This is a genomic window from Streptomyces sp. NPDC001002, from assembly GCF_053599215.1.
The window spans coordinates 1-20030 of sequence record NZ_JBSFLV010000034.1 but is presented as its reverse complement, the minus strand read 5'-3'; the positions used below and the strand labels follow the sequence as shown (position 1 = coordinate 20030).

The following is a 20030-nucleotide window of genomic DNA, read 5'->3' as shown; positions in this document are numbered from 1 at the left end:
GCTTCTGAACAGGCCTCAACACGTTTGACAGAAGGGCCCGTTCCCGGAGTGATCCGGGGGCGGGCCCTTTGTCGTGGACAGAGTTGAAGGGGTCCGGCGCCGCTTATGTGGTCTGCGGCTCGAAGTCCCAGAACGGCCTGTTGCGGGCGCGGGCCGACACCGTGTGCGGGTGTCGGTCGCCGAGGGTGGCCTCCAGGTCCGTCAGGGCCTCCTGTTCGGTCTTCTCCGCCTGCCGGCGCTCCCGCAGGCCCCGCAGGTCGGCCGCCTGGGCGATCCGGGCCGACAGGGTGAGGGGGTGGGTGCGGCCGAGCGACTCCGTGCCGCGCGCCACCGTGGCCCCGCTGAGCGCGGCCGCGCCTTCGGTGTCGCCGACGAGGTTGCGCAGCGCGGAGGCGTTGAGGGCGCAGCCCAGTGTCCAGGGGTGGTTCTCCCCCACCGCCGCGGTCAGTTCGGCCAGGGCCTGCTCGATGAGGTGGTGGGCGTGCTCCCGTTCGCCGACGTTGCGCAGGATCAGCGCCTGGTTGGCGCGGGCTCCGGCGATGAACGGGTGTCCCTCGGTGAGCATCAGCTCGTAGCGGGCGACGATGGCCTCGATGAGCGTGCGGGCCTCGTCGATGTCGCCGTGCTCACGGGCGAAGCAGCTCTGGCCGGAGGCGAAGATCAGCGTCACGGGGTTCGTCTCGCCCAGCACCCGCTCGCCGCGCTCCAGCACACTGCCGAAGAGCACTCCCGCCTCCTCGCGGTTGCCCTTGCGGTACTGGCACAGCGCCAGGTTGTACTCGGCCCTGAGCGTCTGCGGGTTGTCCTCACCCATCACGCGCTGATTGTCGGCCAGGTTCTTGCGCTGGATCGACTCGGCCTGGGTGTAGTTGCCGAGCAGCCGCAGGTCGATGGCGTAGGAGATCTCGGAGTCGAGGGTCCACGGATGCCGGGTGCCGGTCCGCAGCAGGTTGCGCCGGGCCTCCAGGGTCTTGCGGTCGACCTCCAGGGCGTGTTCGTAGCTGCCGAGCAGGCGCAGGGACACGGCCATGTTGTTCTGCGCGTTGAGGGTGCGCGAGTCCTGTTCGCCGAGCAGTTCGCGGTAGGCCACCAGGATCCACTGGGACAGCTCCAGCGCCTCGTCGTAGCGGGCGAGGCCGCGCAGGTCGGCCGCGAGTCCGGCCGCCGCGCGCAGATGCTCCAGGTCCTGGGGTCCGCGCTTCTCCTTCAGGTGCTCGACGGCGGCGCGGCTGAGGGCCTCGGTGCGGGTGTAGTCGCCCGCGGCACGCAGCAGGTTGGTGTAGTGGTACGTCAGTTCCCAGATGCGCGGGTGGGTGTCCCCGAGCAGGGCGCGCCATGCCTCCATGGCGCGCTCGCCGAGCTTGATGCCCGCCTGGTACTCGCCGGAGAAGTACATGTAGCGCAGGCAGTTGAAGACCAGGCGCTGGACGTTGCCGTCCTTGGTCTGCAGGACGTCGGCGTACTTCAGGTGGGGCACGATCTCCGCGTAGGCGGGCCACAGGTCGGGGTCGGTGGGCCGGCGCGGGTCGGCGGCGGCGAGTGCCTGGCGTACGACGTCGATGAACTCCTGGCGGTCCGCCTCGGGCATGTCCTTGTGGACGATCTGGTGGACCATGCGGTGCAGGTAGAGCGACTCGCCGGGGGAGGCCGTCTCGTCGACGGCGGACTCGTGGGACTCCAGCCGGACGACGGAGTACTGGCGCAGCTGGTTGATCGCCCGGTTCCACAGCAGCGGGTCGTTGACCAGTCCGGCGATCTGTTCGGGCAGTTCGTCGGCCGGCATCTCCTTCAGCAGGCGGACGGGGATGAACCCGGGCGCGAAGTAGGTGCACAGACGCAGCAGGTCGACGGATTCCGGCACGGTGTCGCGGAGTTTGTTCAGCAGTATCGACCAGGCGGTCTGGAAGGCCACGGGGAAGTCCGCGGACACCTTCACCACATCGCCGTCGATTCCGCCCTCCAGCAGGGCGATGTACTCCTGCACCGAGAGGTCCGAGTCGTTCAACCAGCCCGCCGTCTGGTCCAGCAGCAGGGGCAAGTCCTCCAGCGCGTCCGCCAGTTGGTCGGCCTCCCCGTCCGAGAGCCTGGGCGCGCGGCGGCGGATGAACGCCACCGACTCGTAGCGGGCGTAGACCGGTACCTCCAGCAACTTGCTGTTGTGTTCGCCCCATTCGGGGTTGCGGGAGGTGACGAGGACGTGCCCTGGCCCGGTGGGCACCAAGTCCCAGATCTGGTCGGGCTCGTCGGCACCGTCCAGGATCAACAGCCAACGCCCGTACGGTTCCCCGCGCCGCAGCGAGTCGCGTACCGCACGGAGCCGCTCGCCGTACTCCTGGCCGGTCTGCAACTTGAGCTTCGGGGCGAGCTCGGCCAGCAACCGCCGGTACATCACCCGTTTCTCGGCGTTGACCCACCAGACCACGTCGTACTCGGAGCCGAACCGGTACACGTATTCGGCCGCCAGTTGGGTCTTGCCCACGCCCGACATGCCGAACAGCGTCACCACACCGGCGCCCGGCTCGGCACCCTGCAACAGGTGATAGGCGTCGTTGAGCAACGACTCGCGGCCGGTGAAGCGGGTGTTGCGCCGCGGCACCCCGCCCCAGACCTCCGGCATCGCCGCCGGGTAACGCGGCCCTTTGCGGCCGCCCTGGCCGGCGTCCGCCAGCGGCTCGTAGGGCAGATCCAACCGGTCCAGCAACCGCCGCTCGGCCTCGTCCGCACCCATGTTGGCCAGGTCCGTCGGTGCGAGCACCGCGGTGGCCGAGGGGACCGGCGCCGTGGTCACGGACACGGCGGCGAACCGTGACGGGTCCGGCGCCACGACCTCGCGCAGCGCCGCGTTCCACTCCTCGTGCGAGCGCGGGCCGAGTTGGAAGTACCACTCGCTGACGACGATGAGGATGCGGCCGTCCGCCAGTTTGAGGTCGCGCAGCAGATCCACCAGCGGGACCTCCGCCGGGGAGTCCCAGCGCAGATACGTCACGCGCAGCCCGTGCCGCTCCAGCCGGTCCCCGATCCAGGCCGCCCAGGCCCGGTTGAAACCGGCGAAGTGGATGGTGACCGTCTGTTTGGCGGCCCCCCTCTCGGTTGACCTGACCGATGTACGGGCTCCAGCCATGCAGCCGCCTCCAGCGCTTTGTCCCACGAAATCCTAGAACCTGCGCGCTCCGCTCGTAAGAGCCCCGGAACAGGGGAACGGGCGCACGGGCGCGACGATCTTCGCGCACCGGACGGGAGCCGTGGGCCGGAATCCTGAGTCACGTGGGGACCCTCACTCGTTCGGCCGTGGACACGAGGGGGCATGACGCTGCGTCCACAGGGTGCGGGCGGCCCGCACATAGGCCTGGGCGCGGACGGTATGGCCCCGGGGCGCCGGATCCGCGCCCATGCGTTCGTGGGCGGCGACCATCTCGTCGACGAACCGCCGCCCGGGGACGGTGAGATCGGGCGAACCGACGAGCGCGGGCAGGACCGCCCCGACCTGGGCGCGGTAACGGGCATGCAGCGCCCAGGCCGAGGGACGGTCGGCCGTACCGTCGGCGAGCGCCCTGCGGTGGTAGTAGTCGGCGATGGCCAGATGTGAATAGGCACCCTGGAGAAGGCCGTCGTAGGGCCGTGCGTCCGGCCGCCAGGGCGCGAAATAGCGCTCCTCCGGAGAGGCTTGATGGAGCGTCACCATCTCGCTCAGTGCCGCCAGTTGCGCGTGGTGCATCTCGTGCACGAGGGTCGCGGCGAAGGTCACCGGGTCGGGTGGTGTGGTGCTCAGCAGGGCACCGAACGCCTCGCGCCGGGTGGCGCTGCAACTGCCGCGGGCGCCCACGCCCGGTGGTGGCGCCAGCGGCACCAGGCAGCGCAACAGGGCCGTCGCCGCCGTCACCCGGTGCGCGCCGCCCTGCCGCAGGGCCGCTGCGGTGCCGGACCACACCTGGAGCCACCGTTTGCGCTCCGCGTCGTCGAGCGTCGTCGGCCCGCTCAGCGCGCGGTGCCGGGACTCGCGGACGGTGCGGTACGGGTCCAGGTCGTCCAGCGGCATCGGCGCGGAGTCGGGCAGCAGCCCGGGCAGCGCGTACGCGGACTGCCAGGCGAGCGAACCGGACCAGGCTCCGGTGCCGCTCTCCAGGTGCACGGTGACGTCTGGAGCATCGCGCTGACGAAACGTCAGGGTTCCTGCTCGGTGCCGGACTTCGACCTCCGTGTCGCCGGAGGACGCGGTGCGCAGGGCTCCGAGTGAGGGCAGGGTGAGGGTTCCGTCGCAGGCCGTCAGCGTTGCCGAGAAGGAGAGTCCGGCCCGGGCGGCGGCGGCCGCGGCGAGGGCGCTGAAGTGGGCCAGTGCGCGGCCGAGTTGAGCCGGCCGGTCCTCCCCCGGTGAGCCGGCGTCGGCGGTCAGGACCCGGAGGCAGTGGCGGGCCCACGGTCCGGTCAGGGGGTACATGAGGCGCGCCCGAGCGGGCGAGAGAGCCAGCGGCATGACAGCGGTCCCGTCCGACTCCCTTACGCGGCCGTCGAGTTGGAGTCCGTCCGCCGCCGTCAGCATCGCCCAGTCCGCGCGCAGGCGGGCCTTCTGCCTGTACGAGCAGGTCGCCGGGTCGGCCTCCGCGGTGGCGTCGAGCACTGCCCGCAGCATCAACAACCGCCGCGTGTCCTGGTCGCGCACCAGCAGGGCGAGGGTGTCGGCGCTCGCCTCGGCGCGGCCGAGTTCGGCGAGGGCCGGTTCCGTGACTGCCGGGAACATCATGGAGTGCCCCCTTCGCCGGCGGCCGGTGCGGTGGCCGAGCGCGCGCCCGACGCGTCCTCGGCTAGCCTCGCGGCCACATGACGGATGAATCGTTGCAGATCAGAGCAGTAAACAGACGGATTGCGGTAGCCGTGCCCGGACCGATAGCGGTGGGCGTAGTGGCCACCTCCGCAGACCGTCAGGAGGGGGCAGGCCCTGCACTGGTCGGCGAGCGCCGCCGGCCCCGCCTGCCGGGCGACGACCCCCGGGTGCCGCAGGGCCTGGTCGAAGTCGTGCCGGAACACGTCGAGGCCGGTGCGCGCGGCACCGGGGTAGGCCGACTTCAGGGAGTCGACCTGCTCGATCGACCCGTCCGTCTCCACGACGACCGCGTCGAAGGGCTGCAGCCCCAGCGACTCGGTGGCCGCGGGCAGCCCCAGCAGCAGGGCGAGGGTCTCCTCGAAGAGCCTTACCCGCACCTCCCGCCGCCCTGCCGCCCACCACCGGTCGAAGACGGCGCACAGCCAGTCGCCGTACCGCGCGTCCTTCATGTGCGGCGGCGGCACGGACCAGTTGCCGTGCGGGAGCAGGAGATCCAGGGCGGGCGGGCGCAGGGCGAGCAGGGATTCGTACGTCCGCACCGGATCCAGCGTGGGGTCGACGACGGTGAGGATTCCGGCGTACGACCGCGGGAAGCGGTCGGCGAGCAGCCGTGCCCCGCGTGAGGCGGCGGGCCAGGAGGGCCGGCCCGCGTGGTCGACGCGACGCGCGTTGTGCGCGGCCGTGCCGCCGTCGAGGCTGACGCCGACGCGGATGTCGGCGCGGGCCAGTTCGCCGAGGTTGTCCTCGGTGAGCAGGGTCGCGTTGGTCTGGACGGTGGCGTGGACCGTGCAGTGGCCGGGGACGCGGTCGCGGACCAGGGCGGTGAAGCGGGCCAGGGGGGCCGCGCCGGAGAGCAGCGGTTCGCCGCCGTGCAGGACCAGGGAGAGGTCGGTGAGGCGATGGGTTCGGGCGTGGTCGGCGATGCGTGCGGCGGTGCGGTCCAGGACCCGGGCCGGGACGGCGGCGGGGCGGGTGCGCCAGCTCTGGTCGGGGCCCTCGTAGAGGTAGCAGTAGGTGCAGGCGAGGTTGCAGCGCCCCTGGACCTTGACGATGAACTGCCGGAAAGGGAAGGGGCCCGGCGTCGCTCCAGACACTCCAGCACCCCCATGCCGTACCGCCCGTGCTGCTGCGACGCGACCGTGTCGCGGCCTCGACCACGCATGGGGCCGTTTCCCCGGCCGGACGGCAGCCGCAAACTCAGGGCGACCGAATTTGACCGATTCAACTTTGAATGCGACCGGAATGGCCACCAATAGAGCACACCATGACCGTTGTTGGCCCGTCTTGGTGACTCGTCGCTCACATGGAGCTGTTGAACCCCCACAGCATCTCGCTCGGCCGCCCCGCCCGCTCCCGCAGCTCGGCCAGCACCTCGCGCAGCACCGGATGCTCGACGGTGCCCAGCTCCGCCAGATCCAGCCCGAGCAGATCCGGCAGCGGCTCCTCGCCGCCAGCGACCGTGTCCCGCGCCGCCGACTCGTCCCCTGCGCTCATTCCGGCCCCTCTCCACCCCTGATGCGGCTGATGCGGCACCCCGACCGGCTCACTCCAGCTCGCTCAGCCGCAGTTCCGTCTGCCGGGCCGTCGGCTCGCCGGTGCCCAGACTGTCGTCCGGCAGCCGCGACCACTGCGCGCGGGCCGCCCGATAGGCCTCCCGGGCCGCCCGTGGCCGGGCCGCCGCCTCGTAGGACATACCCCGCCAGTGGTGCGCCTGCGCACCCAGTTCGACGGCCTCCTGGCGCCGGCGGTCCGTCTGGGCCGCCTCCTCGGCCTGACCGGCCGACTCCGCGGCGGCCCGGAACGCGTCGACCGCGAGGTCGAGGCGCGTCGGGCGGCGCAGACTCCGGTACGCCTCGAACTGGACCTGGCCGAGCTCCAGTCGGCAGCGCGCGGCCAGCAGCGGGTCGTCCGCGTCCGCCGCCGCGAGGCCGAGGAGGTGCTCGGCCTCCCGCAGGTCGACCCGGTCGCCGCGGGCCCGGTAGCGGAGCATCAGGGCCCGGCCGAGCAGGAGCAGCCGGCGGGCGAGACCGCGGCTGCCGGCCGGCGTCTCCATCCGGCAGTCCCGCAGCACCCGGATGGCTCGCGACAGCGCCTCCCGGGACCGCGTCCCCGTCTCCGACTCGGCGGTGCGCAGCAGGACTTCGCCCCACTCGGCGAGCACGTCCGCGTGGGCGGGCGCGTCCCGCGGCACGCGCTGGGCGGCCTGTTCGAAGCTGTCCGCGGCCCGTTGCAGGTCGGCCGGGTCGCCCGACTCGGCGTGCCGTGCGACCGCGATGCGCCCGGTGCGCAGCAACAGCTGGGCGCGCTGGCTCTGTTCACGGACGATCAGCAGCGCCTCGTCGACCCGGGCCCGGGCGTCCTCCAGCGGGCCCCCGGAGCCGAGCAGCGCGTCCACCAGATCGAGCAGGACCCGCACCCGGGCGCGTACCGCCTCGGCGGTCCGTGCCTCCGCGCCGGTCTCCAGGGCGTCACGCAGCGACTGCGCGCTCTGCTCGGCGTAGAGCCGGGCCTGGACCGGGTCGGCCGTGGCGCCCGACAGCCGCAGCAGGACGCGCCCGTGGGCCAGCGGGAGTTCGGGCGGGCGGCTGCGGCGGTCGGGCCAGACGTCGGCGAACGCCTCCAGCATGCCCACGGCGCCCTGCAGCAGTGCGGTGTCGTCGCCCAGCCGCCACTGGGCCTCCAGTGCGCCCACCCGTTCCAGGGTGAGCTTGAGGGCCTCCGCGCGCTCCAGGTCGGGCGCCGCGCAGGCGACCGCGTACTCCCGGTCCGCGCGCCGCAGCAGGTCGAGCGCGCCCACGTGGTCGCCGCGCCGACGGCGGTCGGTGGCCGCGGCGTGCAACACCCGTGCCAGTACGGCCCGTTCGTGCAGCGCGTGCGGATGGGCGACGGCGCGCTCCGCGGCCGACTCCGCCTCCTGCAACAGCTCGTCGCCGCCCTGCACCTGCCACAGGCGCAGCGTGGAGTGGGCGTATTCGGCCCACAGTTCGGGATCGGCCGCCGCGGACCGCTCGCGCTCGGTGGCGCCGCGCAGCAGTTGTACGGCGTCGATGACGTCCTGGATCATGCCTTCGGCGTCGAACCGGGCGAGCAGCTCGCGGGCCCGGCCGACCGCGGGATGGCTCGGCCGGTCCTCGGCCGGACCGGGGTCGGACCGGCTGCCGTACGTCTCGAACTGTTCCGGCAGCGGCATGAAGCGCTTCAGCACTCGGGCCGCGACCTCCGCGAACGGCTGCGGGACCAGGGTGGCGTCGCCGTTGCCGCCGTTCTCGCCGCTGTAGCCGCCGGGCGCCGCGTACGGCCGGCCCGAACCCCCGTCTCCCAGCTGCGCCAGGGCGAGAGCGGGGAAGTTGGGGCCGCCCTTTCCGAAGCGCTGCTCGATGTACTCCGAGCTGTGCTTGAGCACGAGCATGGCCTCGTCGCGGCCGAGCCTCGACAGCAGCGCGTCGCGGACGTCCGGCTCGATCTCGTACCAGGGGACGCCGTCCGTCTCGTACCCCTCCTGAACCCGGGTGACCAGGCCGCCGACCAGGAACTCGGCGAGTTCGGAAGGACCGGAGTCGGGCAGCATGGTCCGCTGCACCAGCTGCATCACGGGCAGGCAGAGCGGGGCCGCCGCCAGATAGACGGCGAGGCGGCCCGCGGCCGGGGAGGCGCTGGAGCTGAACCTGCTGACCCGTTCCATCGGCGTGCGGTCGGGGCCCGAGCCGGTCGTCGGCGTGGGCGGCTGGTCCGCGCGCACCCAGCCCACCGCACCCGGCACCGGTCCGGCACCGGCCCCGGACAGCAGGCGCGCCCAGGCGCCGAGGGCGACCGGCTCGGGCTGCAGCACCGGCACGGGCAGCGCGCCCCTGCGTGCCTCGGGCGGGACCCCGCCGGAGGGTGTGCGCACCCGCAGGACGGACGCTCCGCCCAGCGTCTCGCCACGCGTCAACTCACCGATGGTGACCGGCAGTCGGGAGCGGTTCCACAGGCGCTGCGGCAGCGGCTGGAGCACGGCGACCGGCCCCTGCCTGGCCAGTTGGTGCAGCAGCCGGTGCGCCTGTCCGCTGTGCCACAGCGGGCCCGCGCAGTCGCTGACCAGCAGCACGATCCGGCGTCCGGTCGGATCGCTGAGCCGGTCGGGAGAGTGCAGTGGAGCCGCGTACGCGTCGGGGTTGCGGTTGACGGCGGGGCCGCCGTCCGGGCCCTGGTGGAGATAGCTGACCTGGATATCGGAGAACGCCCCCAACTGGCCGAAGACCTGCTCCAGTTCGGCGAAGAGCCGGTCCCAGACCCGCATGGACGAGGAGGCGTCGAGGACCAGTTGCAAGCGCGCGTCCCGTCGGGTCACGGCCCGGTGGACGGGCAGGATGAGACCGCCGGCCCGGGCGCTCAGGTCCGCGGTCGCCACCTCGTCGAGCTCCTGCCGCAGCGGCGGTGCGGGGCTGCGGTAGCCCTGCAACGGCCTTAGCGCGCGCTGGAGTTCGAGCGGGGCGGGCAGCGCGGGGGCGGCGGGCACCCCCACCGACAGCACCGAGGCGCGAGCGCCGTCCCCCGTCCGCGGCGCGCCGTCCTGCGGCACCGGATACAGGGCCACCCGCCGGTCGGCCGTCGCGGAGTACGGCCGCGGCCGGGTGGACCGCCGCTCCTCGGGCGGCGGTGGCGGGGTCCGGTCCGGCGGCGGGCCGACCAGCCGCACGGACCGCGTGTCGGCGCCGGGATCCGACGACTCGTCGTCGGCCGTCGGCCGGGCCCAGCGGGCCAGCCAGAGCGCGTCGCACAGCTGCTCGGCATCGGGGTCGAGGCTGATCTCCCGCAGCCGGACGATCAGTTCGGCGATGAGGTCGCCCTCGGGCACGGGTGCGCGCCCCGCCGCGGATTCGTCGCCGTGACCGGGCGGGAGGGGACCGTGACGCGCCGCCGCGTCGGGCATCAGCGCCTCACCTCGGGCGGTCGAGTCGCTGGACGAGCTGCTCGGCGAGGCGGTCGCGACTGGTCGGCGCGGCCACATCGGTCAGATAGATCGCGTTCAACAACTGGTCCGCGGCCAGCAGTTCGTTGCGCGAGCGTTCCAGGAACCGCGTGATCAGATCCTCCCCGGCCCGCGCCGCCTCCACACCGAGATGGGCGCGTACGAAGGTGGCGAGCCGGTTGTGGTCCGGGCGCCCGAGTTCGAGGTGGATGCAGCGGCGCATGAGCGGGGCGGGGAAGTCGCGTTCCCCGTTGCTGGTGAGGACCACGAAGGGGAAGGCGCGGCAGCGCACCCGGCCGTCGCGCACCCGCACCTTGACGCCGTCGGCCGTGAGCACCGTCGCCTCGCCGTCCGGCAACCGGTCCGCGATGCGCTCCAGTTCGGGGATCGCGAACTCGCCCTCCTCCAGCACGTTGAGCAGGTCGTTGGGCAGGTCGATGTCGCTCTTGTCGAGCTCGTCGATCAGCAGCACGCGCGGGGCGTCGGAGGGCAGCAGCGCGGTGCCGAGGGGGCCGAGCCGGATGTAGCTGCCGATGCCCTCGACCGCGCCCGGCGACCCGGCCGCCGCGCCGAACCCGCCCTGCGCGGCGATCTGCGCGTCCTGGAGCCGCGCGATCGCGTCGTAGTGGTAGAGGCCGTCCTGGAGGGTGGACCGGCTCACGATGGACCAGCGCAGCACATTGCCCAGGCCCAGTTCGTAGGCGACCGAGTGGGCCAGGGTGCTCTTGCCGGCCCCCGGACTTCCCGTGACGAGCAGCGGACGCCGGAGATAGAGCGCCGCGTTGATCATCTCCAGCTCCTCGGCGCCCGGGCGGTGCAGCTCCGCCAGATGCCGGTGGGCACCGAGCCGACGGTCCTCGGACCCGCCGCCCGAGCCCGCGTCCCGGCTGGAGAAGTCCCGCCACGGCGGCGGGGCGGGCAGCCGTCCGACTCCGTCGTGGGGTTCGCCGGCGCCTCGGTAGATGAGCCACTCACTGGATTCGGTCATGATCCGGTCCTCGTCACTCGTCCCCTACGGCAGCCGTCCGAATGTGCTTCACCGTATCGATCCTCGGGTGACCTGATAAGGGGCCAATTGCCACAGTGGCCAGGTTCTTTCGGGACTGCGTCAAGGAGCCTCCAGAAGATCGCCGGTCCCGGGAAGAGGGTGGTGGGGATCGTCGTACAGGAGAGCCACTCCGTCGGCCCAGTACGCCTCAAGGCGGGCCGCCCGCAGCCGTACCCGAAGCTCGTGCACGGCGCGCGGAAGGCGGGCCGCGCTGGGCGGTTCGGCGATCTCGTCGATCGTGCCGCGGTGGAACTCCCCGCACACGGAGTCGAGTTGACCTTTCCTGCGGCGCCACAGCGCCACGCCGTAGCCGCCGAGCACGATCCGGGTGAGCGCGGCCGCGTCGTCGTCGTAGCGGTGATCGCCGTACCGGCACAGGACCGGGACGGTGCCGTGGGAACGGCCGCGCAGCTGCTCCACGGTCGGGACCGGCTTGCGGAACCCGTCGTCGCAGTCGATGACCTCGGCCTTGGCGCGATGCGCGTGCAGCCAGCGCCAACGGGCCCTGCGTTCCTCGTCGATGTCGACCCGCTCCGCGTCGAAGAGATCGAACTCGCCGTCCTCGGGCAGCTGGTCGCGGTCGGCGCAGCGCACGACCACCGGACGCGACTGCCCCAACTGCGGCTCCTCGGGCCACGGTTGCCAGGTGTCCACCTCAAGTCCCAGCAGGACGTGGGGCAGTGCCACCTGAAGGACGGCCGGCCAGCCCGGTTCGTCGCAGCGCCGGAAGGCCTCGGCGAGGGGACCGGCGAGCTGTGCGGGCAGTTCGGCCAGCGACACGCGCTCCGCCTGGTGCAGACGCGTCGCCTCACCGCCCGGCGAGGCGACGGCGACCGACCAGTCGTAGCGGTCCGGTTCCCAGGCCCGGCGGGCCACTTCGAGCAGCGCGAACCGCTGCGTCTCCGCGTCGCGGGCCCGCGTCCGTGGCACGCCGGCGGATCCGGGGCCGAAGGCGCCGGTGATCGTGTCGGGCGCCTCCTCCCCTTCCGCGGCCGCTGCCGGCTCGGGCGGCCTGCGCAGCCGCAGCCGCTCGGTCCGCTGCCGGGCGAGGCTCTCGCGGTAGGGGGCGCCGAGCCGTTGCGCGGCATGGCGCACCCACTCCCACAGCGCCTCCTCGGCGTCCGCGGTACGAGGGGTCACGAAGGGGCGTTCGGCGGACAGGGCCAACATCGCGTAGTCGAGGACCAGTTCAAGAGCGCCGTCGTCGCGCGCGCTCTCGTACAGCGCGCCCAGACCGTCCCGCCAGGCACGCGGGGCGGGCAGCGGGCTGGGGTCCTGGAAGTCCGGCAGGGATTCGAGGATGTCGAGCAGGCCGCGGGTGCTGACCGGGGGCGGCAGATCGGCCAGCCGGCCGAGCAACTCGGTCCGCTCGTCCGGTCCGAACGTGCGGCCGGGCCGGGAGCCGAGCTGGCTCTGCACGTCCGCCCAGGTGTGCTGCCGGGAGCCGGGCTGCCGCTGCCGGTCACGGTGGTAGCGGTCGTGGGCGTGGAAGATCGCCTGGTACGGGTCGTCGTGCTCGGACCGGGGCGCGGTCGCCGGCACCTGCAGCGTGCGCAGCTGCTCGATCCCGGTGGACGTGCCGCCCGGCCGGTGGTCCGAACGCGACTTCAGTACGCCGATGACCTCGCCGCGCACCGGGTCGATCACGGGACCGCCCGACACCCCGAACGGCAGGTCGTTGTCGCCCAGGCGTATCTGCACGTCCGAGGACCAGCCGCCGATGGTGCCCTGCACCGCCAAGGGCCCGTACAGGAAACGCAGTTGACCGTCCATCACGGTCCAGCCCGCATAGAGCACCTGGCCCTCGCCGTAGTAGGCGGGCGGGCGTTCGGTGACGTACGCGCACTCGTGGTCGACGGGTTCGCTCAGTTGCACGAGCGCGAGGTCCGGGGCCGGCCACCGGCCCGGCACCGCGGCCTGCTCGGCGCGGCTCGGCAGCGTGGCCACCACCTGGCCCAGGACGGTGGACGTGCTGCGGCCGGGCGCGGTTTCATGGACGACCGCCACTTCGCCCCCTTCCCCGTCGCAAGCCACGTGTGCGCAGGTCAGAACCCAGTTCGGGGCGACGAAGAAGCCGCTCCCGAGGAACGACCCGGGTTCGTCCAGGGCATACCCGACACCTGTGCGATGAATGCGCACGGTCGCCGTCATGACGAGTCGGCGCAGCGCACGACGGGCGGCATCGGAGCCGTGGGACGCGCCCCGGGCGTGCCAGTCCGTCATGCTCCGCTCCCGGTGGCGGCGCCGTCGGCGCCCCCGTGCACCGACGCGCCGGTGGACGCGCCCGTACGTGACGTGCTCGTCGCCCCGGGCACCGACCCGTCGTCACCCGCGTCCGCGCCCGGCGGTGCGTCTCCCGCCCCGTTCCAGGTGAGCGTGACCGTGATCGCGGCCTTGGCCTCGCCGTCCGCGAGCAGGCCCACCACCTTCCCCGCCTTGGCGGTCAGTTCGATCCCGAACTCGACGCTCACCTCGTCGGGCCGGACCGCCCGCACCGGCCCGGCCAGCGACCGCGCCACCCCGGTCACCAGCGAGTGCAGACTCTCGACGCTCGCCTCCACCCGGTCGGCGAATCCGGTGTCCGTGTACGACAGTTCCCCCGGCGGTACGTCCAGCTCCTCGGCCCCCGATATCCGGGCCCACACCGGCGTCCCGTCCGGCAGCGCTATCCGCGCCACCCGCGTCGCTTCCCGCGCCATCGCGTTCCCCGTTCCCCCGAGTCCCCGTGGTACTTCCTGCGCCTATCCTTGTTCCTCACGGGCCTCCCTGTCGGAAGACCGCACTTCTCCCTCCCACAAGGAAGAGGGTTCTTCCCGCGCGGGAGCGTGCCAACCCCTTCGACGAACCCACGGAGCACGATCCATGTACTTCACCGACCGCGGCATCGAGGAGCTGGAGAAGCGGCGCGGCGAGGAGGAAGTCACCTTCGAGTGGCTCGCCGAGCAGCTGCGGACGTTCGTCGACCTGAACCCGGACTTCGAGGTCCCGGTGGAGCGGCTGGCGACCTGGCTGGCCCGGTTGGACGACGACGAGGACGACGAGTAGAGGTCCGTCCCGAAGGCGCCTCTCGGGGGCGCCTCCGCGTTTCAACGGCTGCCGCTTCCGCGCCTCTGCGGTGGCTCCCCCGCCTCAGTCCCGCGGCAGCACCACGTCGTACGCCAGCCCCAGCGCCCCGTGCACCAGCAGCAGCGCCCCCGCCGCGATCCAGCCGCCGCTGCGCCGCCGTACGCCCCAGGCCGTGAGCGGGAGTCCGACGGCCACCTCGGCGAGGGCCAGGGCGCGGGCCTGCGGGGTGCCCGAATGGGGCAGCCAGGGGATGAGCGGACCGGTGTCGATCGCTCCGAGCTCGGTGCGGGCCGTCTCGCGCGGGCCCGGCCGCTCGACGGGACGGGCGTCCGGGCGGATGCTGGCGGCCTCGTGGAGGCGGTCGGCGGGGTCGCCGACAGTGAGGCCGGCGGGGAGTGCGACCCCCGCGCGCGTGAGGACCGCCAGGAGGCCGCGCAGGCGCGCACGGGCATCGGCCGCCGGATCGGGCTTGGTGAGTTCGTCGAGGGACTGGACGTCCAGGACCGGGTCCAGGCCCAGGCGGGCGGCGAAGGTGCGCATCGCCTCGTCCTCACCGGCCGGGGTGCCGTTCGCGAGCCAGACGTAGCCGACCGGGCGACGGAAGCCGGACGCGAGCGTGTAGCCGGCGCGGTCGGCGTCCCACCACAGGGCGAGTACGGGCCAGGGGGCGCCCACGGCCAGGGCGGTGGCCCAGCCGGTGAGGACGCGGTCGACCGGCTCGCCGTCGGCCGACCAGGGCGCGCCCTCGGGGACCAGGACGCTCCAGTCCTCGCCGGCACCGGTCAGCAGCATCCGCTCGCGCAGCAGCCCGGCGACGGGGGCGACGGACTCGGGTTCCGCACGGCAGAGCAGCAGGGCTCCGGGGGCCGGCGCGGAGCCGGGAACGTTGCGGGAGGCTTCCGTCGACATGCTCACACGCTAGGGCGATTTGTCCCGTCCGGTCACTTCGGAGGCATTTCACCACCCTTCCCGGAGCGCCCCGAGGGCCTCCAGAGGGCGCCCCGACGGCGTCCCCTAGGGGTCTATATCCCCCGAACGGGTGCCTTGACTTTCCTCGACCGCGATATATCGTGAATAACGAAAGACGCGATATGGCGCGTCAGGACGGGGAGGTCCGGAACATGTCCGAGTGGTCCGTCGCAGAGCCGCGGAAGCTCACGTTCGACGAGCCCGTGCGAGAGCTGCACGTGCGCGTCGTCAACGGAACGGTGAACGTGGTGGGCACCGAGGAAGGTTCCGCCCGCCTGGAGGTCTCCCGGATCGAGGGACCTCCCCTGACAGTGACCCAGCGGGACGGCACCCTCACGGTCGCCTACGAGGATCTGCCCTGGAAGGGCTTCCTCAAGTGGCTCGACCGGAAGGGGTGGCGGCGCTCCGCCGTGGTCTCCCTGGCCGTTCCGGCGGACACGCGCGTCGAGGTCGGCGTGGTCGGCGCGGCGGCCGTGGTCTCCGGGCTCGACGGGCGCGCGGAGGTCAAGGGAGTCACCGGCGACACCACGCTGGTACGGCTCACCGGCCCGGTCCGCGCGGACACGGTCTCGGGCAACGTGGAGGCGCAGGCCCTCAGCGGCGACCTCCGTTTCAACTCCGTCTCCGGCGATCTGACCGTGGTCGAGGGCGCGGGCTCCTCCGTCAAGGCGGAGTCGGTGAGCGGCTCGATGATCGTCGACCTCGACCCGGCCGGCCGCCCGACCGACGTCAGCCTGACGAGCGTCTCCGGCGAGATCGCCATCCGGCTGCCGCATCCGGCGGACGCGGAGGTGGAGGCCAATACCGCGAGCGGCTCGGTCTCCAACGCCTTCGAGGACCTGCGGGTGAGCGGCCAGTGGGGCGCCAAACGGATCACCGGCCGCCTCGGCTCGGGCAGCGGCCGCCTGAAGGCGACCACCGTCTCGGGCTCCATCGCCCTGCTCCGGCGCCCTCCGACGGAGGACGGCCCCGAGGACGGACCGTGGGACTCGACGCCGGACGACTTCGAGGCGGGGGTCTCGGATGCGGTTCCGCGGTCCGAGGAAGCGGCCCGGGACACCGACCTGTTGACCAAGAACGACACCAAGGACGCCACGGACGACACGGACGACATCGATCCGCCTGCCGGCGACATCGCCCCGCCTGCCGAGGCCTCCGCCCCGGCGACCCGGTCGGACGACACCCCGTCGGCCGAACCTGACAGCAACTCGGGGGACAATTCCGTTTCCGGCCCGGGCGACGGCACGAGCGACGCCCCGGCCGACGGTACGACCGACAAGAAGGTGCTCTGACATGCCCCCCGTCTTCGCCCACGGCCGCCTGCGCCTCTACCTGCTCAAGCTGCTGGACGAGGCCCCGCGCCACGGCTACGAGGTGATCCGTCTCCTCGAAGAGCGGTTCCAGGGGCTGTACGCGCCGTCGGCGGGCACCGTCTACCCCCGTCTCGCCAAGCTGGAGGCGGAGGGCCTGGTCACCCACACCACCGAGGGCGGCCGCAAGGTGTACGCCATCACGGACGCGGGCCGCGCCGAACTCGCCGACCGCAGTGGCGAACTGGCCGACCTGGAGCTGGAGATCCGCGAGTCGGTCGCCGAGCTGGCCGCCGAGATCCGCGCCGATGTGCGCGGCGCGGCGGGCGACCTGCGGCGCGAGATGCGGGCCGCGGCGAGCGAGGCCCGCAGCGGTGCCGGCGCCAAGAGCCGCGGCGACGGCGAACACGCCGGTCCCGCGGGCGACTTCGGCGACTTCACCGACAAGGAGTCCTGGCGCGTCGCCAAGGAGGAGATGCGGCGGGTCAAGCAGGAGTGGAAGGAACAGGCCCGGCGGGCCAAGGACGAGAGCCGGCGGGCCCGCGACGAGGCCCAGCGGGCCAGGCGCCAGGCCAAGGAGGCGCAGGAGCGGGCCCGGGCCCAGGCGCAGGAGGAACTGCAGCGCATCGGCAAGCGGGTGCAGGAACAGGTGCAGGACCACTTCTCGCGGGGCGACTGGCCGACTGGGGTGCGCGAAGGGCTGACCGAACTGGCCAAGGAGTTCGGCGAGTTCGGGAAGGACTTCGGCAAGGAGTTCGGGAAGGACTTCGGGTTCGGGCGGGGCGGCGCGGGAGCGGGCACCGGCACGGAGGCGAGTGCGGGTGGCAGTGCGGGCGCTTCGGGCACGCAGCCCGACTACTCGCAGACGCCGGAGGACTTCCCGGCCGAGTTCGAGCCGAGCTGGGCGCACGACGACTCGACGACCGGTGACGCGGGCCGTGACCTCGACCGGCTGCTCGACCGCTTCCGGGACGACATCCGCGACGCGGCCCGGGACCACGGGGTCACGGACGACCAACTGCGCGCAGCCCGCGGCCACTTGTCGACGGCGGCGGCGCACATCGGGTCGATACTGCGCACGCCGAGGGCCTGAGCGGGAGAGCGGGACGGCACCGGGCGCACCGCACAGCGCGCCCGGCCGGCCCCTCGCATCCACCGCACGTCACATCCACCGCATGTCACATCCACCGCACGTCACACCCACCGGCAGTCACACGCAGTGCCCGTCACATGCACTGCCAGAGGAAGCGGCCCTCCTTGGCGTCCGGGGCGAGGAAGGCGTAACCCACACCCGAGTCGCCGAAGTCGACGTCGAAGGGCAGCTTGCCGGAGTCGAGTTGGACGACCAGGGACCAGTCGTCGCCGGGAGGCTCCTCGCCCTGGAGCCAGTGCGGTTCGACCCCGGGCCCGCCGAGGAACTGCCAGGGCCGACGGCTCTCTCCGGCATCGCCGCCTTCGACATCGGCGCCATCCGGCAGTTGACCGTCGCCAGGCACATGGTCGGCACCGGCGCTGGGCCCCTCCGCCCGGTGCTCGACGGTCACGAACTCAGGGACGCGGCCGTCGGGTTGGACCACGAGGGCGTTCTCGCCGCCCTCCGGATCGAAGGTGCCGTCGACGCCGTCGCCGGATGTGTCACCGTCCCCCGTCATGAAGAGGTACGCGAGCCGACCGCCCGCCAGCGCGAACTGTCCCAGGAACTCCATCGGCCGCCCGGTCCCACGGGACAACGGCCACTGCGGCTCGCCCAGCCACACGGGCTGCCCGCCCACCTTGGTCACCGCGTCCCGCACGGCCCCCTCCGCCGGGACGAGGACGAGCGGCACGGGCTCGGACATCGGGTGGGACACCGGATCGGACACAGTCATGGGCTCTCCTTCGAAGGACCAGGCCATTCTCGGCAGGCCCAACCCCAGTACCCACCCCTGACTCCCCCACGGCCACATCTTCGCCGCCCGAGTCCGCCGCGCCCGGTCAGCCGGCCTTCGCCTCGCCGCCGCCGGCACCCGCCCCGTACAGCACCCGCGACAGCGACTCGTGCGTCACCCCGTGATCGGCGAGCACCTCGGCCGGTACGCCCGGCAGGATCGTGAGGGCCAGCAGGAGGTGTTCGTCGCCGACGTGCCGGTCGCCGTGGGCGAGGGTGGTGCGCAGCGCTCGTACGAGGACATCCTTGGCGCCTCGTTCGAAGGGACGGCGCCCCAGCCCACGACTGCCACCGCCACGGTTGCCACCTCCGCGGCCGCCGGTCCCGCGGTCGCCGGACATCGCGCCGACGCCGTGCACTTCCTCGATCCGGGCGACGATCTCCGAGACGTCGATGCCCAGTCCGGCGAGGGCCTCCGCCTCGGCCTGGGACAACCCGGCACGACGTCGCGCCTCGGCGAGGGCTCGGCGTACGGACTCCTTGTGTTCGGTGTCGGACACGCCGAGCGCGGCCAGTGCGAAGGTCGCGCGGCTGCCTTCGCGGTCCAGCAGCGCGAGCAGTATGTGCTCGGCGTCCACGGACCGCGCCCCCGACCGTTCCGCCTGTTCCACCGCTTCCTGGACCACCGCGCGGGCGTTCTTGGTGAACCGCTCGAACATCAATGCCTCCCGTACTTCTTGTGCACGGCCTGCCTGCTCACTCCGAGTTCCGCGGCGATCTCCTGCCACGACCAGCCCTGATTGCGGGCGTTGCGCACCTGCACGGCCTCCAACTGCTCCAGCAGCCGGCGCAGAGCGCTGACGGCCCGCAGGCCGACCCGTGGATCGCGATCGCCCGCGCGCTCGGCGAGATCCGTTGCTTCGGTCATGGTGTCAACTTACGTTGACGAGACCGTCCCTGTCAACCACAGTTGACAGGGGTAGGGAGGTGAGGGGCAGGGAGGGAGGTCAGCCGTTCGTGAGGACGATCTTTCCGAACTGGTCGCCGGACTCCAGCCGTTCGAAGCCTTCGCGGGCGCGGTCCATCGGGAGGATCTCGTCGATGACGGGACGCACGCCGGTGGTGGCGCAGAAGGAGAGCAGGTCCTCCAGTTCGTCCTTGGTGCCCATCGTGGAGCCGACGACCTTGAGTTCGAGGAAGAAGATGCGGGTCAGTTCGGCGTGCGAGGGGCGGTCGCCGCTCGTCGCGCCGGAGATGACGACCGTGCCGCCGGGCCGCAGGGACTTGATCGAGTGCGACCAGGTGGCCGCGCCGACCGTCTCGATGACGGCGTCCACGCGTTGCGGCAACCGCGCGCCCGGCTCCACCGCCTCGACCGCGCCGAGCTCCACCGCGCGCTTCCGCTTGGCCTCGTCCCGGCTGGTGGCGAAGACCCGCAGCCCCGCGGCCCTGCCGAGCACGATCGCGGCGGTCGCGACACCGCCGCCGGCACCCTGGACGAGGACCGAGTCGCCTGGCCGGACACCGGCGTTGGTGAAGAGCATGCGGTACGCGGTGAGCCAGGCCGTGGGCAGACAGGCCGCCTCCGCGAAGGAGAGTTCCTTCGGCTTGGGCAGGATGTTCCAGGTCGGGACGGCGACCTGTTCGGCGAAAGTGCCCTGGTAGCGCTCGGTGAGGATGGAGCGGGGCTCCTTCGGGCCGACGCCGTGCCCGCTCTGGCCGATCACGGAGTGCAGGACGACTTCGTTGCCGTCCGCGTCGACACCGGCGGCATCGCACCCGAGGATCATCGGCAACCGGTCCTCCGGGAGCCCGACGCCCCGGAGCGACCAGAGATCGTGGTGATTGAGGGAGGCGGCCCTGACATCGACGGTGCTCCAGCCGGAACGGGCCTCGGGGGCGGGTCGATCCCCCAGCTCCAGTCCGGCGAGCGGTTGGTCGCGGTCGATTCGGGCGGCGTAGACGGCGAACATGGCCTCGACGATAGGCTCCGCCGGTTG

At 72.7% G+C, this 20030-nt stretch carries 16 protein-coding genes; 3 read left to right on the top strand and 13 right to left on the bottom strand.

What is annotated here, in order from left to right; genetic code table 11:
- Positions 1-103: 103 nt before the first annotated feature.
- The 8 genes from fxsT to ACWDR3_RS17585 all read right to left on the bottom strand — a co-directional run bounded on the left by fxsT (position 104) and on the right by ACWDR3_RS17585 (position 13517).
- Complete coding sequence (gene fxsT, locus ACWDR3_RS17620; protein ID WP_450353388.1) at positions 104-3121, bottom strand: FxSxx-COOH system tetratricopeptide repeat protein; 3018 nt, start codon at positions 3119-3121, stop codon at positions 104-106.
- 153 nt (positions 3122-3274) lie between these two features.
- Positions 3275-4735: an aKG-HExxH-type peptide beta-hydroxylase gene (locus ACWDR3_RS17615; RefSeq protein WP_450353434.1), complete on the bottom strand. Its 1461-nt coding sequence runs from the start codon at positions 4733-4735 to the stop codon at positions 3275-3277.
- Positions 4735-5913, bottom strand: coding sequence for an FxsB family cyclophane-forming radical SAM/SPASM peptide maturase (locus ACWDR3_RS17610; protein WP_450353387.1), 1179 nt, complete (start codon positions 5911-5913; stop codon positions 4735-4737). The genes ACWDR3_RS17615 and ACWDR3_RS17610 overlap by 1 nt, the downstream gene beginning before the upstream one ends.
- Before the next feature lie 205 nt (positions 5914-6118).
- Positions 6119-6313, bottom strand: coding sequence for an FxSxx-COOH cyclophane-containing RiPP peptide (gene fxsA, locus ACWDR3_RS17605; protein WP_450353386.1), 195 nt, complete (start codon positions 6311-6313; stop codon positions 6119-6121).
- A 49-nt stretch (positions 6314-6362) separates the two neighbouring features.
- On the bottom strand, positions 6363-9731 hold the full coding sequence (locus ACWDR3_RS17600; RefSeq protein ID WP_450353385.1) for an SAV_2336 N-terminal domain-related protein: 3369 nt from the start codon (positions 9729-9731) through the stop codon (positions 6363-6365).
- 7 nt (positions 9732-9738) lie between these two features.
- Positions 9739-10758: an AAA family ATPase gene (locus ACWDR3_RS17595; RefSeq protein ID WP_450353384.1), complete on the bottom strand. Its 1020-nt coding sequence runs from the start codon at positions 10756-10758 to the stop codon at positions 9739-9741.
- 120 nt (positions 10759-10878) lie between these two features.
- Positions 10879-13041 carry a VMAP-C domain-containing protein gene (locus ACWDR3_RS17590; RefSeq protein ID WP_450353383.1) on the bottom strand — a complete coding sequence of 721 codons (2163 nt, stop codon included), beginning with the start codon at positions 13039-13041 and terminating at the stop codon, positions 10879-10881.
- Complete coding sequence (locus ACWDR3_RS17585; protein ID WP_450353382.1) at positions 13038-13517, bottom strand: CU044_2847 family protein; 480 nt, start codon at positions 13515-13517, stop codon at positions 13038-13040. The genes ACWDR3_RS17590 and ACWDR3_RS17585 overlap by 4 nt, the downstream gene beginning before the upstream one ends.
- Before the next feature lie 163 nt (positions 13518-13680).
- On the opposite strand from ACWDR3_RS17585, the gene ACWDR3_RS17580 reads away from it, so the two are divergent.
- Entirely contained in the window at positions 13681-13863 is a 183-nt protein-coding gene (locus ACWDR3_RS17580) for a DUF6104 family protein (RefSeq protein ID WP_019058231.1), read from the top strand.
- Positions 13864-13947: 84 nt separating this feature from the next.
- Here the strand turns inward: ACWDR3_RS17580 and ACWDR3_RS17575 are convergent, their stop codons facing one another.
- Positions 13948-14793, bottom strand: a complete 846-nt coding sequence (locus tag ACWDR3_RS17575; RefSeq protein WP_450353381.1) for a hypothetical protein — start codon at positions 14791-14793, stop codon at positions 13948-13950.
- Positions 14794-15005: 212 nt separating this feature from the next.
- Between ACWDR3_RS17575 and ACWDR3_RS17570 the strand changes: the two genes are divergently transcribed.
- Both ACWDR3_RS17570 and ACWDR3_RS17565 read left to right on the top strand, forming a co-directional pair.
- Positions 15006-16145, top strand: a complete 1140-nt coding sequence (locus tag ACWDR3_RS17570; RefSeq protein ID WP_450353380.1) for a DUF4097 family beta strand repeat-containing protein — start codon at positions 15006-15008, stop codon at positions 16143-16145.
- A gap of 1 nt (position 16146) precedes the next feature.
- Positions 16147-17256: a helix-turn-helix transcriptional regulator gene (locus tag ACWDR3_RS17565; protein WP_450353379.1), complete on the top strand. Its 1110-nt coding sequence runs from the start codon at positions 16147-16149 to the stop codon at positions 17254-17256.
- A gap of 133 nt (positions 17257-17389) precedes the next feature.
- Here ACWDR3_RS17565 and ACWDR3_RS17560 read toward each other — a convergent pair whose 3' ends face one another.
- From ACWDR3_RS17560 to ACWDR3_RS17545, 4 genes are all read right to left on the bottom strand, one after another.
- On the bottom strand, positions 17390-18031 hold the full coding sequence (locus ACWDR3_RS17560) for a hypothetical protein (protein WP_450353378.1): 642 nt from the start codon (positions 18029-18031) through the stop codon (positions 17390-17392).
- Positions 18032-18137: 106 nt separating this feature from the next.
- Positions 18138-18749: a Clp protease N-terminal domain-containing protein gene (locus ACWDR3_RS17555; RefSeq protein WP_450353377.1), complete on the bottom strand. Its 612-nt coding sequence runs from the start codon at positions 18747-18749 to the stop codon at positions 18138-18140.
- A complete protein-coding gene (locus ACWDR3_RS17550; RefSeq protein WP_123997798.1) occupies positions 18749-18958 on the bottom strand; it encodes a helix-turn-helix domain-containing protein in 210 nt (69 codons plus the stop codon). Before ACWDR3_RS17550 ends, ACWDR3_RS17555 begins: the two co-directional genes overlap by 1 nt.
- 79 nt (positions 18959-19037) lie before the next feature.
- Positions 19038-20003: a zinc-binding dehydrogenase gene (locus tag ACWDR3_RS17545; RefSeq protein ID WP_450353433.1), complete on the bottom strand. Its 966-nt coding sequence runs from the start codon at positions 20001-20003 to the stop codon at positions 19038-19040.
- Between the last annotated feature and the right edge of the window lie 27 nt (positions 20004-20030).